Annotated in this window: 16 protein-coding genes; 2 read left to right on the top strand and 14 right to left on the bottom strand. The window is 54.4% G+C overall.

The window, feature by feature from the left end; translation table 11 throughout:
* Nucleotides 1-78 precede the first annotated feature (78 nt).
* The 4 genes from SH528x_RS32985 to SH528x_RS32970 all read right to left on the bottom strand — a co-directional run bounded on the left by SH528x_RS32985 (nucleotide 79) and on the right by SH528x_RS32970 (nucleotide 4,982).
* Nucleotides 79-921 carry an RDD family protein gene (locus SH528x_RS32985; RefSeq protein WP_442507668.1) on the bottom strand — a complete coding sequence of 281 codons (843 nt, stop codon included), beginning with the start codon at nucleotides 919-921 and terminating at the stop codon, nucleotides 79-81.
* 229 nt (nucleotides 922-1,150) lie between these two features.
* A complete protein-coding gene (locus tag SH528x_RS32980) occupies nucleotides 1,151-3,100 on the bottom strand; it encodes an ABC transporter ATP-binding protein (RefSeq protein ID WP_442507667.1) in 1,950 nt (649 codons plus the stop codon).
* A gap of 108 nt (nucleotides 3,101-3,208) precedes the next feature.
* Nucleotides 3,209-4,090 carry an ABC transporter permease gene (locus SH528x_RS32975; RefSeq protein WP_442507666.1) on the bottom strand — a complete coding sequence of 294 codons (882 nt, stop codon included), beginning with the start codon at nucleotides 4,088-4,090 and terminating at the stop codon, nucleotides 3,209-3,211.
* Between the two features lie 4 nt (nucleotides 4,091-4,094).
* Nucleotides 4,095-4,982, bottom strand: coding sequence for an ABC transporter permease (locus SH528x_RS32970; RefSeq protein WP_442507665.1), 888 nt, complete (start codon nucleotides 4,980-4,982; stop codon nucleotides 4,095-4,097).
* Nucleotides 4,983-5,302: 320 nt separating this feature from the next.
* On the opposite strand from SH528x_RS32970, the gene SH528x_RS32965 reads away from it, so the two are divergent.
* Entirely contained in the window at nucleotides 5,303-6,220 is a 918-nt protein-coding gene (locus SH528x_RS32965) for an alpha/beta hydrolase (RefSeq protein ID WP_442507664.1), read from the top strand.
* Here the strand turns inward: SH528x_RS32965 and SH528x_RS32960 are convergent.
* The 10 genes from SH528x_RS32960 to SH528x_RS32915 all read right to left on the bottom strand — a co-directional run bounded on the left by SH528x_RS32960 (nucleotide 6,210) and on the right by SH528x_RS32915 (nucleotide 14,686).
* Nucleotides 6,210-7,637 (bottom strand): sodium/glutamate symporter, encoded by a 1,428-nt coding sequence (locus tag SH528x_RS32960; protein ID WP_442507663.1) that lies wholly within the window; start codon nucleotides 7,635-7,637, stop codon nucleotides 6,210-6,212. The two genes, SH528x_RS32965 and SH528x_RS32960, sit on opposite strands and share 11 nt — an antisense overlap.
* A 222-nt stretch (nucleotides 7,638-7,859) precedes the next feature.
* A complete protein-coding gene (locus SH528x_RS32955) occupies nucleotides 7,860-8,591 on the bottom strand; it encodes a FliO/MopB family protein (protein ID WP_442507662.1) in 732 nt (243 codons plus the stop codon).
* Nucleotides 8,584-9,072, bottom strand: a complete 489-nt coding sequence (fliN, locus tag SH528x_RS32950; RefSeq protein WP_442507661.1) for a flagellar motor switch protein FliN — start codon at nucleotides 9,070-9,072, stop codon at nucleotides 8,584-8,586. The genes SH528x_RS32955 and fliN overlap by 8 nt, the downstream gene beginning before the upstream one ends.
* A 79-nt stretch (nucleotides 9,073-9,151) precedes the next feature.
* Complete coding sequence (locus SH528x_RS32945; protein WP_442507660.1) at nucleotides 9,152-9,712, bottom strand: dihydrolipoamide acetyltransferase; 561 nt, start codon at nucleotides 9,710-9,712, stop codon at nucleotides 9,152-9,154.
* A complete protein-coding gene (locus tag SH528x_RS32940) occupies nucleotides 9,712-10,488 on the bottom strand; it encodes an OmpA/MotB family protein (RefSeq protein WP_442507659.1) in 777 nt (258 codons plus the stop codon). Before SH528x_RS32940 ends, SH528x_RS32945 begins: the two co-directional genes overlap by 1 nt.
* Before the next feature lie 57 nt (nucleotides 10,489-10,545).
* Nucleotides 10,546-11,307 carry a motility protein A gene (locus SH528x_RS32935; RefSeq protein WP_442507658.1) on the bottom strand — a complete coding sequence of 254 codons (762 nt, stop codon included), beginning with the start codon at nucleotides 11,305-11,307 and terminating at the stop codon, nucleotides 10,546-10,548.
* 82 nt (nucleotides 11,308-11,389) lie between these two features.
* A complete protein-coding gene (locus SH528x_RS32930; protein WP_442507657.1) occupies nucleotides 11,390-11,611 on the bottom strand; it encodes a flagellar FlbD family protein in 222 nt (73 codons plus the stop codon).
* Nucleotides 11,612-12,076: 465 nt separating this feature from the next.
* Nucleotides 12,077-12,754 (bottom strand): hypothetical protein, encoded by a 678-nt coding sequence (locus SH528x_RS32925; RefSeq protein WP_442507656.1) that lies wholly within the window; start codon nucleotides 12,752-12,754, stop codon nucleotides 12,077-12,079.
* Between the two features lie 64 nt (nucleotides 12,755-12,818).
* Complete coding sequence (locus SH528x_RS32920) at nucleotides 12,819-13,964, bottom strand: NAD(P)/FAD-dependent oxidoreductase (protein ID WP_442507655.1); 1,146 nt, start codon at nucleotides 13,962-13,964, stop codon at nucleotides 12,819-12,821.
* Nucleotides 13,961-14,686 (bottom strand): TIGR04282 family arsenosugar biosynthesis glycosyltransferase, encoded by a 726-nt coding sequence (locus SH528x_RS32915; RefSeq protein ID WP_442507654.1) that lies wholly within the window; start codon nucleotides 14,684-14,686, stop codon nucleotides 13,961-13,963. The genes SH528x_RS32920 and SH528x_RS32915 overlap by 4 nt, the downstream gene beginning before the upstream one ends.
* A gap of 1,265 nt (nucleotides 14,687-15,951) precedes the next feature.
* Here SH528x_RS32915 and SH528x_RS32910 point away from each other — a divergent pair.
* Nucleotides 15,952-16,491, top strand: coding sequence for a hypothetical protein (locus tag SH528x_RS32910; protein ID WP_442507653.1), 540 nt, complete (start codon nucleotides 15,952-15,954; stop codon nucleotides 16,489-16,491).
* Nucleotides 16,492-16,527 lie beyond the last annotated feature (36 nt).

The raw sequence follows: 16,527 nt of genomic DNA, 5'->3' as shown, positions 1-16,527 counted from the left end.
CTATCGTCGCGTTCGCGGTGGGCCACGTTCTGGCGAACCCAGCTACGGCTTGAATTCCACGTCATTTGTAAAATTGCTCTAAGCTTCCACCACGATGGTTTGAGCAAGTTTGTCGTGAAGTGTTTCGTGCCCTTCGCTGAATAAATAAATCACGTCGGCGAGCCCAATGAAACCGCCGATCACGGGGATTCCTGTGATAAAGCCAAAGCCAATATTTCGTATCAGCACTCCGTGCAGGAAGCCAACTTGGACGCCGGTTTGTTTGTCCACAATTCGCGTTTTTACCATTTTCTTGCCCAGACTTTGCCCTGACATCGAGATCAGCACCATATTGACGATGAACGGAATGCTGCCAAGAAAGAATAAGACAAGGATCAAGAGGAGACTCATTCCGGCCGCGGCTTGTTCGCCAGCACCCCTTGCCGCAGGGGCAAACAACGGGATGAGAAGCGACGCTGCAAAAAAGCCGCTCATGTTGAAAATACCGTCAATCATTGCGCCGCCAATACGTTTCCCGACGCTGGCGAGATTTCCGCTGCCACGCGAAGGCATCGCTCCACCGGCACCTATCGCGTACGGGTTCATGCTGCCGCCGCCACCACCAGGGGCTGGCCCAGGAGCGACCCCTGGACGCGATACGGGGAGTACCGGTTGTTTCAAGTCGTCATCGGTCAGTTCATCAAACATCGCCGGGTCAAAATCGCCCATCGAAGGGCCGGCGGGTTTCGCCGCGGGGCGCTGAGGCGCGGGAGCACGGTTGGGATTCGCCGCCGCTGCCGGGCGTGCCGCTGCTGCTGCGGCCGGTTTTGCTGCACCACCGGGGGCTCGTAATTGCTTCCCACAGGGGCATTTAACGACCTTTCCTGCAGCGGTTTCCGGAATGTTCAAGACCGCAGAACAGGCGGGACATTTGATCTTCATGTGCAGAATATGGCGAGCAAGAGGCGAAATGAACTTAGAGGGCATCCGAAAAGGGGTCTGACCCTTTAAAAGCGAGTCGTTTGTGTTGAGTTTTTTGCCTCGCCGGAGAGGGTCAGACCCCTTTTCGGATACCCCCTAAGGAACGAGAGCCGCAAGAAACGATCGACCTTGCGTCACTGTATCTTAGTTCATTTTTGCCGCAGTGGGACTGCCGTTTCGAGCACGGAAATCAAGATGACGAGATTGCCGGAAGCGTCTCGTTCATCTGCAGGTAAATCATGTCGCGATAATGACCGACTCGGCTGAGCAATTGTTCGTGGGTTCCCACGTCGGCGATCCGGCCATCTTCGAGCACGACGATCTTGTCGGCTCCCACAATCGTGCTCAAACGGTGAGCGATCACAAACGCCGTGCGTCCCTTCAGCAGATCGGCAAGACTGTGCTGAATCAGTCGCTCGCTTTCGCTGTCTAGGTTGCTGGTCGCTTCGTCGAGGATCAAGATCCGCGGATCGGCAAGAATGGCTCGGGCGATTGCCAATCGCTGACGTTGGCCCCCCGAAAGCTTGACGCCTCGTTCGCCGATGATCGAATCGTAGCCCTTGGGTAACGCGTTAATAAACTCATCCGCCGCAGCCGCTTGCGCCGCTTCGGCGATCAGCGAGTCGGTTGCGTTGCGTCTCGCGTAGGCGATGTTTTCGCGGATCGTGCCGTCGAACATAAAGACATCTTGTTCGACGATCCCCAGCAGTCGGCGATAGCTCTCGAGCTGGATGTCTTTCAAGTCACGACCATCAATCTGGATCGAACCTGAGTCGGGATCATAGAATCGAGCGATCAAGTTAGTCAGCGTCGTTTTGCCGGCACCGCTGCGTCCGACCAGTGCCACGGTTTCGCCCGCAGCCACCTCGAGCGTGATGTCGCTAAGCACCTGAGTTTCGGACCCCGGGTACGAGAACGAGACGTTGGTGATCGAGATTCTTCCTTCGACACGATTGCGATCAAGCGTGACCGCTTCGGCGCGACTCGGCAATTCTTCTTCGATCTCCAAGACATCGAGCACCCGGTCAAGACCGGCAAGATTGTTCTGAAAACCAACCGCACTGCCCGCCAAGGTGGCGAGCGGGTCCAACAGCATCGTCAAATAAACCAGGAACATCATCAAATCACCGAGCGTCAACTCGGACTGGATGATTTGATAGCCGCCGTACAGCAATAATCCGGTCGATGCCAATGGGATGATGACTTCCCAAACGGTTTCAATGATCCGCGTCCACCACCATGTGAAGAGTTGTTGACGAACCAAATAGCTGCCTTCGCGAACAAACCGCGAGGATTCACTGCGGCTTCTCGCGAACGTTCGCACCACTCGAATGCCACCAAATGTCTCGGTTGCACCGGCATCGATCTTTTGCCGCTGCATGCGGATGTCTTTGTAGAGCGGGCGAATACGGTTGATCCATGTGCGGTGCGTGACCCACACCACGGGCAGCAACATCAGTCCGCCGAGCATCAATTTCCAATCGACTAGCATCAGGATCACGAGGCTGCCTATAAATTGGACGATCGCCCGCCAGGGGTTGTACAGGATGCTGAAGATCAGTTCGGCGACACCGCCGGCGTCTTCGCGAATCAGGCTTGCCACCCCGCCGCTTTTCATGTCGTAGACGTTTTGCAGAGGCAATCGAATCGCGTGATCAAACACTCGGCGGCGGATACCGACTTGGGCTTGATTGACTGCCTTGGTCGCGATCCAGCGGCTCGATAGATGAGCGATTGTGGCCAAAATCGTGACGATCGTGACGACGCCCGCGATCGCCAACAGCAACGAAAACGGTTCGGTCGGAAAACCAAGCACCGCGGTCCAATCCGGCAGCGGTTTGCGAGGAGTGGAAAGCGCCGAGTCGATGGCCAGTTTCGTGCCTACCGGTGGGATCAACCGTAGCACAATGCCAACGGTCAATAACGCGATCGACCCTGCGATTTGCCGATGATAGCTTTTGATTAAGCGAATGAATTCGCGAAACAGTTCCCAGAAACCTCGCTCGCGCGTGCCGAGTTTTCGGGCACTTCGACCTGAACCATGATAGGAATGGCTCTCGGGTGTCTTTGCACGCGAATTGCGTTGGCGAATTTTTTCGCGGTAACTGGAAAATCGGCTGCGGCTTGGCTCGATAGGCATACAGTATTGGTAGTCAGAACGGGCAAAATTGGCAACGGGCCTGCTTGGGGGCGAGTTGGTTTCTATCGCGGCCTACGCGATCTACTTTGGCATGGGAAGGGTGGTTTCTTACGAACTCGCGCTGCGGTAGCTCAAAAGGGCTTTCTTAAACACCCATCGGCTCAACAGCACGCTCAGCAGCGTCGCGCCTACGGCCCACACCACCAACATCGACTCCCAATCGGTTCGTGGCTGGATCGGTTTGGCCAACAACCTTGCCGGCACATTGACCACCAACAGCACAGGAATCACAAACGTAAAGAAGCCGTACAGTGGGGTACCCCAGCCACGGTTGTAAATTTCCATCGGATAGCGGCTGAAGTTGGTGATGTAGAACCAGAAATTGTAGAGCGTTTGATTGCGGCCCAACCAAATGCTCGTCGCGCTCAACGAGATCATCAGGCTGTACATGATCGCAACACCGCAGCCGATAAACACGACGTACAGCACCGCTGACAACAACGTGGGAACCATCGGATTGACTTCACGCGTTGCCAGCGAATAGAGAGCCGCGACCAAGATCACCATGCCAGCTGCAAAATTCGATAACGCACTCCAGTCGATTCGCCGAAACGAAATCAGGAATTGAGTGTCGATCGGTTTTAACAGCGCAAAGTCCAATCCGCCGGTACGAATCAATTCGCTGAATTCTTCCGCATTGGGCATGAAAAACGCTTGCACCAAGCTGTTGACAAACCAAGTGGTCGCGAGAAAGACAAAGAACTTGTCACGGTCCCAGCCTGATCCTTCGCCAATCGTATTGGTGTACTGGAAAATGATCATGTAGAAGCCGACGTTCATCAACGTCCAGCCGACACTGCTGATGCATTGCAGAAAGAAGTTCATGCGGAACGTCATGTCACGCACCAGCGAATTGCGGGCAAACGTCAGGAATACTTTCCAGTAGTTTGGCGCGATCTTGGATGGTTCGTCAGCGATTTTGCTTGCCATCAGCCTAGCCTCCGTATCCGCTGTAACGTTTCATGCCACGCGAAAATGCGAGCCGACACACGACTATGAAAAAGATCAGCCAAGCGAATTGAATTCCCAATTCCATCGGCAATTCGTCGGGTTCGACTTTGCCCAGGAAAATCGCTGCTGGGAAATACGCCAAATACTTAAACGGCAAAAACTGGACGAACGGTTCAATGCTGTCGGGCAGCAGCGTCAGCGGAAACATGTGTCCCGACAAAAAGAAGCTAAACAACATGAACACAAACAGCAGCGACGAAACTTCGAGGAACCAAAAGCCAATCATGCCGATCGAAGCTTCCATGAAGAAGCCGATCAGAAACCCCATTATCAGCGAAGCCGAAAAGGCTGCGAACACGGGCAGCGACGGCCAACCCTCGACGAAATAACCGCGGCACAGAAAAAAGACCAATGCAAACGGCGCGATCGCGACAACGTAATAAGTCAACTTGTGGGCGATTCGCGTCAACAACAAGAACCCGATCAAGTCAATCGGTTGAATCAGATACCGTTTGATCTCGCCATCGCGAATCTGCTGGGCAATTCCGGACGCCAAATTGGGCATGCTGGAAAAGGCCCGTGCGACCATCGTCAGCAAGTAATAGGCAATAATTTCTTTAAAGCCAAACTTGCCGATCGTGACCTCCTCGCCGCTCTTGTTTGCCTCGATCGAATCGAACACGGCGTACCACAAGAAAATTTGCGTGATGATCGGCAGAAACCGCATCAGCGTTCCGAGGGCAAAGTCGCCTCGATAGACCAAACGCTCTTCGAGTGCGGTGCGCAAAATGACCCACCAAGTCGACAAACGCCATCCCAAACCGCTGTTATGATGCGGCGGGCTCCATTGTTCTTCGGCGGTAGTGGACATCGGGAATCGTACGGGTATGAAGGTAGACGGCTTTTAGGGCATCTCAAAATAGCGAACCAGCTCGCGTATCCTACCCAAGCAGCCCCGAGAAAATAAGTGCGACAGATTTGCTTCCGCTCCCTCCAGTGGCGGGGGCCAATGTCGTTGATCGCTCCCGCGATCAAAACGAGCGTCAAAGTTGCAGGCTACGGATGAGATAGAATGTTTTTTCTCGCTTCACGTACTGATCGCGGAGCGATAAACGACATTACGTTGTGATCGCGGGAGCGATCAACGACTATAATGCCCTGCCCTCCCCTTTTTTACTGTAAGGACTCTCCATGACCCGACCTACCCTGTTGCAATCCCTTTCGCTCTTGGTTTGCCTTTCTTTGGCAAACGCCTCCCTTCTTTCCGCCCAACAACCGGCCAGTACCACCGAGCCGCTTTGGCCTGATGGGATTCCCGGAGTCGAGTTAACCGGGGACGGCGATGTGCCTGAATTGATCATCACCAAGGCCGATTCAGACTCACCCACCGCCGCGGTCGTGATCCTGCCAGGCGGCGGATACGGCGGCCACGCGATGGGACACGAGGGGCATGAGTTTGCCGCTTGGTTCCATTCAATGGGAATGTCTTCGGCGATTTGCACCTACCGGTTGCGTGGCAAGGGGAACGATGGCAAGGGATACGGACACCCATCGCCGATGCAAGATGCTCAGCGTGCGATCCAAACATTGCGGGCTCGCGCCAAAGAACTAAACATCGACCCCAATCGAATTGGCGTGATCGGTTTTTCTGCTGGCGGACATCTCTGTTCCACCGTCTCGACTCACTTTGCCGATGCCGATCCGTCGTCAAAGGATCCGGTGCAACGCGTTTCTTCGCGTCCTGACTTTAGTATTTTGTGTTACGCTGTGCTGTCGCTCGGTAAGCCGCACACACACAAGGGAAGTCAGCGTAATTTGTTGGGCGACAATCCCGATCCCGCATTGCTGGCTTCGTTGGACACACCGACTCAGGTGAGCGAAAAAACACCGCCGACGTTTTTGTTCCACACTGCCAAAGACACCGCAGTGCCGGTTGAAAACAGCCTGCTGTATTACCGAGCCTGTGTCGATCACAAAGTGCCAGTCGAAATGCACTTGTTCAATGACGGATCCCACGGGCTAGGATTGGCCAAGAAGGTTGATGGCGCGAATCAGTGGCCGAGTTTGTGTCAAACATGGCTAACGCGTTTGGGCATGGTCAAGCCGTAGCGGTTTGTTGCCAGCGTCGTCCCACGACAATCAGCGAGATCACGATCACAACGGCAACCAGCGAAGTGATACCCAGTGGAACTCGCTCGAGTACCAGCAGCGGCAATCCGATCGTCAGCATTCCGCCTCCGACAAAGGGGGCGGAAAGCGGGGCCGCGAGTGCATAGTTTTCCGCGGCGTCGGTATCCAAGTCGGGATCGACAAGCCGTAGCAGAACAAACCCGGTCGCGGTCACGCCGGTTGACATCCCGTAGTTGATCAAGCCGAGTTCAAACCAGTGGTCTCGCGGTAGCACCCAGCGTGAAATTACCAGCAGGCAGACACCGGTCCAGATCGCTCCGACAACCGCCAGGATCGAAAAGGGAACGATCATCGTTGCCACTGCGGCAATGTTCAGCGACGCAATCGCGGCGACCACCAACACGTCCATCGCTGCGGACGAGATGCGGCCAATTGAATCGCTATCGATTCGGTCTTCACATCCCAGCAATCGGGTGCAGCGGCGAACGATCAGTCCGCCGAACAATGTGTAGATGAACAGCGGGAAATCGAGGATTCGCGAAAACGACAACCGCGTGGATAACTGTTGATTGGCAGCGTCGCGAAGCGTGTCGCTGGCAACCCAACTGTCTGCGGCCGCTGCAGCCATCAGCACCGCTTGCTGCATCGCCATCCCAATGCCAAACGCAGCCATCAACCACAGAGCTTGCAGTAACAGCGGATCGAGCGTTTCACCGCGAATGGTTGCATAGCCGATCGGAATGCGGGGCGGCGGTGTGGCAGCGTCGGATGTAGCCGGATTAAGCAGCGGAGTGTCTTTGTCCACTCGGTTTGTCGGGAACCATCCCCGCCGGGCACCAAGATTGATCCATCCAATCCCGCTGACCACTCCGTAGACGAGTCCCACGGTGGCCATCAGAATGCCCAGGTCACGGCCTCCGACCAGTGCGATCGATTCGTGTGCGAACACCTCGCCCATCGCCGCAGCGGTACCGTGACCTCCAGCGAAACCGGTTTCGATCAACATTCCAAACGAATTGGGAAGATCATAAAAAGGTTGGATGAAGATCCACGTGGCAAGCAATCCGCATGCGGTCTGGCCGAGTACGATAATCCACACCATTAGTGCCTCGCGGCCCACGTTGCCCGCGTTTTCTCGATGTTGAGCAGGCTTGCGCTCAAGCAGCATGCCGGCAAACACGACCGCGATTAGCAGGTTCGGCCAATCGCTCAACGTGGCGGCAATCGCTACAGTCGTCTCGCTGGCGGCGTCCGGAGCGAGCTGGACGACTGCTAACCCGAGCATTCCCGCAATCACCGATGCAGGGATATAGAGCCACTGGAAAATCGCAAATCGCAAACGAAGTGCGACTCCGACCAGCAGTAGACAGGTGACAAAAAGAAGTGCGGCAATCATGGCCGCGATTGTATCGGTTTTCGAACGAATTGACTTCCGGACGTAGCGAAAGTCGCGAAGACTTTCGGTAATTCATCGAGGCGAACGAAACTCACACGCGGTTTTTCGTAACATCGAGACAACTTAGTGATCGAAGTAGGGCCGGTTCCTACCGGCCAGTTCGCGTAATAGCCGTGGCCGGTGGGAACCGGCCCTACCTGAAAATTGTGCAGCGACAAACCGCTAGGCACTGGCAAACAAACGACCGCGGCTGCGGGGTGTCGGAGGCGTTTCGGTTGGTGTGCCCACAAACCCTTTTTCCGCCGGCTCTTTTTCAAACTCGAGAAGCGTGCTGGCAAAATTGCGTTTGGAATCGCCGATACACGAAGCGGTCAATTGTTGTACTTCGTTCAGATCGGTGATCTCGGATAATGGGTGGATTCCGGTCGCCGTTTGGGCGACCACGATGATGCGATTGCCACAGCGGATCATCGACACCTTGGTTCGTGAATCGATCGAGGTGCTGCCGAGATTTTGAATGACGTCTTTGGGGATGACGCCGTTGGCGGTACCGCCGGAACTGAAGCGACGTGTTAACCAAACAAAGCCTGCGAACAAACCGAGCACGACGGCTAGACTCGACGCGACGGTGAACCCGGGGACCGCGAGTTGGCTTTCTTTTTTAACTTCGGTTTGCTCACCTGTCTTGTCGGTGGCGAGCGATCGCTGCGACAGCGATGGGAAGCCGCGGGCGATGACTTTGGGCGATGGTTCGTTTTGTAAAGCCGGTTCGGCAGTCTGCGAGGCCGACATCGACGTTGGCATCGAAGCCGTTTCGCTAGCAGCGGAATTGGCAAGTGAATACTGCTGCGCCGACGCGGTGGTGATCGATGTCGTCATTGCCAGGGCGACCAATGCAATCATGCTGGCGGCACGACGTCTCGAAGACGTGAGTGGATGACAAGCGTTAAGCACTGATCAACTCCGTCACACGAACACAAAAATTGTCATTCATGACGAGGACTTCGCCGCGGGCAATCAGTTTTCCGTTGACAAAAATGTCAACGGGATCGCCTGCGAGTTTGTCCAGTGCGACGACCGATCCGCTGCGAAGCTGTAGCACTTCTTCGAGCTTCATTTGAGTGCGGCCGAGCTCGATGCGAAGATCCAACTCGACTTCGCCTAGCAAGTCGATCGATTGTCGCTCGCCGGATGAGTGGTCGGGTTCGAGATTGCCAAGATTGTAGGGTTCAGGTTTGCCCGAATTGGCGACCCCTTTGCCAGCCGCCTGATCGAGGTTTCCCGATGCTTCGGCCAACAATTTTTCGATGTCGTCCATGTCCAGATGTTCGTCGGCACCCTTGGACTTGGGGTCAACGGACTTAGGATCAACCGCGGCCTCGGTCGCCGTGGCGGCTTTGGCGACATCAGGATCAGGCTTGGCAGGGTCAGTCACTGGCTAGGTCCTTCCGTGGACGACGTGGTTTCACGACATGTTTCACACGCCGCCAATCGTCCTGGCCCGCGTGTGCACTTTACTCCTCGCGTAGCTGGTAGTCGTGAAATCCAACTCCGAGCAAATAATCTTCCGCGAGTAAGTGATTAGATGTCGTCAAAATCCGTCTTTCAAGCAACCCCAATTGATTTTCTTGCAGTTCCGTCAATGCGCTGGTGCGGATTTTCATCCGGATCGCATGACGCAAACGCCCCTGCTTTTCGCCCAATTCGGCCTCCAGAGCGTCGGAGTTTTTTTTGCGGATCAATCCGTACAAATGCAATTCGATCGTGTATTCCCGCTCGGTATCGATCGGGCTGAATGTTTCGCCAAAGGTGCCGAGGTCGATCTCTTCGATTTTGTTTGCGTCATCTTCTTTCTTTTCGGCTTGCACGTCACCTTCTTGGACTGATTTTATCAGTTTGGCTTCAGCCATCGCGCTGACTTCTTCAGCACTAGGCACCATCAGAAAGAACATTGCCGATTCGAGTAGCACAATCACGCCAACGAATGCCATGACGAGACCGCGACCGACGGCTGCTTTTTTCGGGACAGCGGCTTCGTTGTCGGCGTTTTCCGGAGTTTCTTTTTCGTCTGCCATTAGTTGTCCTCCCCTGCGGAGTCGTTTATTCGGATAGTTTGTGCATTGCGTTCATCGGCTGTTCCGTGCAGATCCTCGACCGTTTCGTCCAATAGAAAGACTTCGACACGAGGATTGCGAGCAATTGCGACGCTTCCACCGGCACGGTGCATCGGTTCACTGTCGGCAGCGGATGAAATACGAAATCGTTGGGCTTCGATCCCTTGTCCATCGACCAGGGCGCGGCGGACCGCAATGGCTCGCCGGAATGCCAGTTGAACCGCCTCGTCGGTACCCGCAGTACGAGCCGCATATTCGGCGGACGTATGACCGCGAACTTCAATTTTTTGAGGTTTGCCACGAAGTTGGGCCGCCAAGTCTTTGATCGCAATTTTTGCACTCGGACGAAGTTCATCCGAACCAATATCAAAAAAGATCACTGAACCGACCGCGGTGACTTGCCCAGGACGAATGATTCGCACCAGCGGGTCTTCGCCGCTTGGCGCCTTATCGGGAACGCCTCCCTTGGCGGTATCTTTCTTCTTCGCGCGGCCGGTCGTCGACAGCACGCTGAATTTGCTCGATCGAGGACGCGAATCGCCTGGCGTTAATGCATCAATCGTTCGCGCGTAACCAAACTGCTGCTGCATCGAATCGACGAGCGCTTGGTAAGTCTCTTCCTCTTTGATTTCGCTCAATGACACCAACATAATGAAAAATGTCAGCAATAGACTCATCATGTCACCGAACGTGACCACCCATTCGGGAATGGCAATGACATCGGGTTCATCGTCCATCGTTTACTACTTTTGAAAATGAGAGAAAAGGGTGCAGTTGCAAAGGGAGATGCGGGCTTATTCAGCGCCGCGTTGTTTTGGTGGCAGGAACGTACGAAGCTTTTGATCGATCGCCCGTGGGCTCTCGCCTTGCTGGATCGCCATCACACCACGGATCGCAATTTCCATACTGACCATTTCATTGCGGCTGAGCAGGCCTAGTTTTTCAGCGAACGGGCTGAAGAACACGTTCGCCACAATCGCTCCATAAAGTGTCGTGATCAACGCGACAGCCATCCCCGCACCAATCCCCGAAGGGTCACTCATGTCTTGAAGCATCATGATCAATCCCATTAGCGTCCCGATCATTCCATAAGCCGGAGCAAATCGACCGAGTTGGTCCATGATGCTTTTGCCTTCGCGGTGACGCACTGCAATGGCATTGACCTCGGTTCGAAGCACTTCTTCGACAATCTCAGGCGTGCTGCCGTCGACCGCCATTTGGATGCCTGTTTTGACAAGCGTGTTTTTAATCTCACTGACTTTGGACTCCAATGCCAACAGTCCATCGCGTCGAGCGGTTTCCGCCAGTTCAACGATCTGTTTGATCAGTTCCAGTCGGTTTTCGCCTTTGTTCAGCAATACTTTTAATGCGATCATGGGCGACTTGAGCATGCTGCCCATCGGAAAGCAGATCAATGCAGCAGCGACCGCACCTCCGACCACAACCAGAAACGACGGGATGTCGATAAAGGCCGAGAACGGTGCATTGCCTAGCGCGATTGACGCGACGATCAGTCCGATGGCGAGAAACAACCCGACGAGGCTGGCGATATCCATGGTTTTCAATTTCCGAAGCTAGTTCAGCGTTTTTGGTTTGTTCGATCTGGCGAGTGGCCGCTTCTGATGACGTGGGCCGCTTCTAAGTCGTGGGAACGTTCAGTGCGACGCGCGGCGTCGGAATAAAGTTCTTGCGTTGTTGGTACTCAACCGCTCGCTCGATCACTTCATCCAACGTTTCCTTGACCACAAGCCGGTCGCCCGAAGTCAGAGTCACAAACGTATCAGGACGTCGTTCGACGTAGCGAATCAGGTCCGCATTGAGCACAAATGGCTCGCCGTCAAGTCGCGTTAACTTGATCATTGATGTGTTCCCCGTTCGGAATGGTCACGTCCAGTTGGACAAAGAGACTCCACGTGAGTCTGTAGAAAGCTAGATCACGTTGTGGCAACAAGACGTCAGTTGCGAAAAAGAAACAGCTCGTTCCGATGAGCTGTGTAGGCAACATGTTGCCCTAATCGGCATAACCGTCGCAAACGGAGCTGTTTGCCCGATCGCCAACCGCATCGGCTTTAGTAACGCTCCGCTACCGCTGGTTCCCAGGCTCGTTGCCTGGGAACCCGATGACTTGCAGCCTCCCGCCTGCTGAGCAAGAAAAGACGAGGCGGGAGCCTCGAAAGCAGTACGTTTCCAGGCAAGGAGCCTGGGAACGAGCGTCTTTTGGTAGCGTGGACTCAAACAACGTTCGAATTAGACCGGGCGGCCTCTTTGCCGCTCCGCAAAAAATATCCCCCGATTTTTGCGGCGTGGGGGCGTGCCGCAGAAAAACTACTCGCTGCGGCGAGGGCGATACAGGTCCAGCGTTTCGCGACCCGCAAGTCCTGCGAACAGATCGACGATTTGTTGACGTCCCTGTTTCATATCTTCCGCCAAATCGCCCGTGGACGACTGGCCGATGCGGAAAAAGTAGTCCGCCGGAAGCGAGAAATCCAATGGGATTTCGGCGGAATTGCCAATCGCGAGGATGACCGCTTCGGAGTCTAAAGGATCCGCCTGCCCATACACGCTCGTCAATTCGAGCCGGAAATCGGGAGGGATTGGATCGTCGTCTTCGGAATCCTCTTCATCGAGTTCGACGGGCACGGTCGAGATTTTTGTCACGCGTGACGGACAGCGAAGGCGTCCTTCGAGCAGATCCCCCGCGACGATTCCCTTTAACGCTTTCTCGACCCAATCCTGGTACGTCATTGGCAACGTTTGAGAAAGTATTGCGGGATCTTGAGCGTGCAGTGCTGAAATGGCCAGCGGCGACAAACACTCGTGCGGCATGATCGGCAACGGCGTTTCGTAATGAACCCGAAGCGAGTGACCAATGCCCGCCGCTTCGATCAAGGTAACGTTGTAACCGAGGTATCGTCCGTACAGAGCGGCTTCGACGCCGAGCGGTCCCGCACCGACAATTGCAATGCTGCCGGGAGGATCAAGAGTGGGGGCTTCAGAGGTCATATGAAAATAAGTAAGAGGAAAAAGGTGTCGAGAGGAAAAAGGTGTCGGACACCTAATTGGAAGTTTAGGCAGTATCAGTTTGCCTGTTTTGTTGTTTGCCGACTCGAAACGGCTGTAGGTCGATCGGGGGCGTTTGTCCGGTGATCATGTCGGCGAGACAGACGGCGGTCGCGGGCGAGAAATGGATGCCGCTGCGGTAATGGCCCGAGGCGACATACAAATTGGTTGTCTCGGGAACACGGCCGATCATCGGAAATCCGTCAAACGTTAACGGTCGTAGTCCTGCGCACTTTTCGACTGTTACGGCCGAGGCAAGCTTGGGCACCAAATCGATGGCGAACTCGCGAAGGGTTTGGATCATTTCCTCGGTCGTCGTTTTGTCCAAGCCCACCTCTTCTTCGCACGAACCGATCAACGTCCGGCCATCATCGCGGCACAGCACATAACGGTTGCCGATGTTGATCACGGATTGAAGCAGCGGTCGCTCGGTCTTTACAACCAGGATTTGACCTCGAATCGGGATCAAGCTTTGTGCCAAGCGCAGGCGAGACGATACCAGTCCCGTCCAGGATCCGCCACATACGATAACGATGTCACTTTTGATCCAGCCATCGGCGGTTCGTACCGCCGCGGAGGTGTCGTCGTAGCGAAGATCGAGTACCGGTGTTTGCTGCGAAACCGTGACTCGCGCGGCAAGGCAAGCTTTGTGTAAAGCTTGAATGTAATGGGGTGAGTTGATTTGGTATTCGTCGGGCACCCACCATGCATCGAGATTGGATTGCTGGGAAAGCCACGGCTGAAGTGAAGGTTCACGAGCTTGCAACTGGTCGACCGCGATTCGCTGGCAAGCGATGTCCATCTCGCTCCAGTAATCGGACATGCCGAGCATCACTGCTTTTTCACCTGGCGAATTCGCCAGATACCAACCGCCGCAGTGTCGAAGTCCAACGTCGATTCCCGTCGCCCGTTGTAGCCGTTCGGACCACACTGGAAACAAGCGATGGCTCAGACCGCGTAGTTGGTCCATTGGATCGGTGGCTCGATCCAGATTGGCAGGCGGCAAGATGCCACCGGCGATCGTCGACGTACTCTCGTCAATTTGTCGCTGTTCGATCACCTGCGTTTGAATGCCCCGTCCTGATAATTCCCATGCCAGGCTCAATCCGATGACGCCGCCGCCTACGATGGTTGCTGTTTTGACGGTGGTCATGAGTTTTGATTCTGACTCAGGATTGCGGTAATTCGATCGGCAAACTCGGCATAGGATCGGTTCTGTGGTTGCGATGACTGAAGGTGGTCTCGCAAGCGGTCCAGGCACTCGATCGTATCGATATCTTCATTCTGCGAAAGCACCGCCAGCGATAATTGACTCTCCTCGGCTCGTTGTTTTGTGATCGCGAATACATCACTGGAACTCCATGGCATCTCCGCGAACAGGGTCGCGAATCGCTGCGTCCACGGGCCACGCAACCCAATCAGGTAGTAGCCGCCATCGATCGCTGGACCGATGACGAGATCGTGAGATTCAAGTTGCTGTGCAGCTTTGGCAATGTTCGACGCGCTAAGCAGCGGGCAATCGGCTCCGATTAAGACGACGCGGGATGGAGGCGTTTCAGGTGAAGCGGTGCCCAGTTGTGATTGAAAGAATCGCGACATTCGGTCGCCCAAATCACCATCGCCTTGAGGTGTGATCTCCCACGCTTTGGATATCGTTTCCTCGCTGATTCTCGCTATATCGGAATCGGGAGCAAGCGAAAGAATGCGGCGATCCTGCACCGCGGCCAATTGTCTGCATAAACGCAGTACAAACTCGCGGTGAATCTCCGCTGCCGCTTGCATCCCGATTGAATGACCCAAGCGAGTTTTTACTTTCCCTGCAGTCCAGTACTTCGCCATGATCCCCAAGATCAGCTCGGAGGAGGGATGCGGCATGTCTTATTCGTTTAGGGCAAGGGGGGCGGGGGCGTATGCGATGTCGACGAACAGGATAGACAAAAGTGACCATAGCGTTAAACCGGGGTTGGCCCCAAACGGGGGCGCTGGGAAGTATTTTCAGGTAGCTACCTTCGCCAGAAGGTGGTGATTCGCATTGGACGCCACCAATCCACGCTCTGGCGAGCGTAGCTACGAAACGCAAACGCTGTAATTTGCAGCCTCTGGATGCTTCTCAGCGTGGCCCATACGGGGCAACGCCGCTGCACGGTTCTTCAATGTCGTGTCTTAAATACCACGTCCGACGCCCTCATGCGGTTGATTTCAGCCGCCGCATGCACTTGGCGGGTAGGCGGTGAAAAATCATGGCAGGCAACCGAAAGTTCCGTCCTTCATTTCTGCACGTCGCGGACAATCGCAGGTATGCGAGCAAATCAACCGTTGTCATCGGATGGGGGGTGGTTGTTCAGTTTGACGTCGTAAATCGATCTGAAGGTTGCTTGGTAATTTCAGGTTTCAGCACAGTGAATTTCACTTTACGGTAATTTGTTGCCCGCAAAGTGGGGGTCTGTAACGGTTGCGGTAAATTTAATGAACTTGTCGGAATTGCGGATTATTTGTTTGACTCGTCCCCCCGGATGGTAGAAACTCACACGTTCTTAAAGAGTTTACTAGGTGAAGCTTCATCGGGTGCTCTGGAATCCCCCTCTAGTCAAGAGAGAAGAGACAATGAAAAAGTTCAAACTGGAACGTCTTGAAGAACGAATCGCGCCCAGCAAGATGTCATACGGCGGAGGCTCGGGGAGCAAAAGCGGCTCGGGAAGTAAAAGCGGCTCGGGATCGAAGAGCAGTTCGAAGTCGAAGAGCAAGAGCAAGAGCAAGAGCAAGTCAAAGTCAAAGTCAAAGTCAAAGTCGAAGAGTAAGTCCAAGTCCAAATCAAAGAGCAAGTCGAAGTCAAAGAGCAAGTCGAAGTCAAAGAGCAAGTCGAAATCGAAGAGCAAGTCCCGTTCGCGAAGTGGAAGTAAGTGCTAAGTCGGATCCCCGAAGTCCGAATCTCCTTCGATTTCGGACATCGAGAGTTTCAGTCATAGGTCAATGGTAGACTGGGTGGGAAATGGTTAACCGCCGCTCGCCGCGAGTTGGACTTATGGTTGAACGATCCATTGGAAAAGTTCAGTGCTCCGCCGCACTGAACCTGTTTTCACGGGGGGGGGACGAAGTTTTAACGTATTTGCTTCGTCCTCCCTGTTTGTGTTCAATGGTGAATGATTCTGCGTGTGCACGGATTGCGATACACTTACTTCTTGAGTTGTGAGCGGACGATGGGTGACAAGAAAGACAAGAAAGACAAGAAAGCTAAAAAAGCCAAGAAGCGAAAATCCGACGAGTGTTCACGCTGCACTCGCGAAGGAGAGGCGTTTTATTGCTTCAAGAAAAACTACGTGTTTGATATCGACATGGCCCGGGCGTTTGTCAGTGACGGTCGAGATTCGATCGAACTTGAACCTGAGGACGTGAACTATTCGGTCGACCGCGTGGAGATCAACGAGGGGCATCTTGCTCATGTTGATCCAAGTATCCCCGGTATTGTGGCTCATTTGTACTATCCTGATGACGATGGGACGCTCGTGCATGCGCACCGCTTGATCGACGGACATCATCGCGCCAGTCGCTGCCGCCAGGATAAGATGCCCTTTTACATCTACGTGTTGAGTGAGGAAGAGAGCATTGCGACTTTGATTCGGTCGCCCAAAGGATCCAAGCCGGAGTATCTAACTCCTGCCCCCCTTCCAGTCCTTGAATGATCGTTTGTCGGACCAAAAGGTCATTCTCGTTTCGCT

Source organism: Novipirellula methanifontis, from assembly GCF_052161655.1.
Classification (GTDB): domain Bacteria; phylum Planctomycetota; class Planctomycetia; order Pirellulales; family Pirellulaceae; genus Novipirellula.
This window is presented reverse-complemented; position numbering and strand designations above follow the sequence as displayed.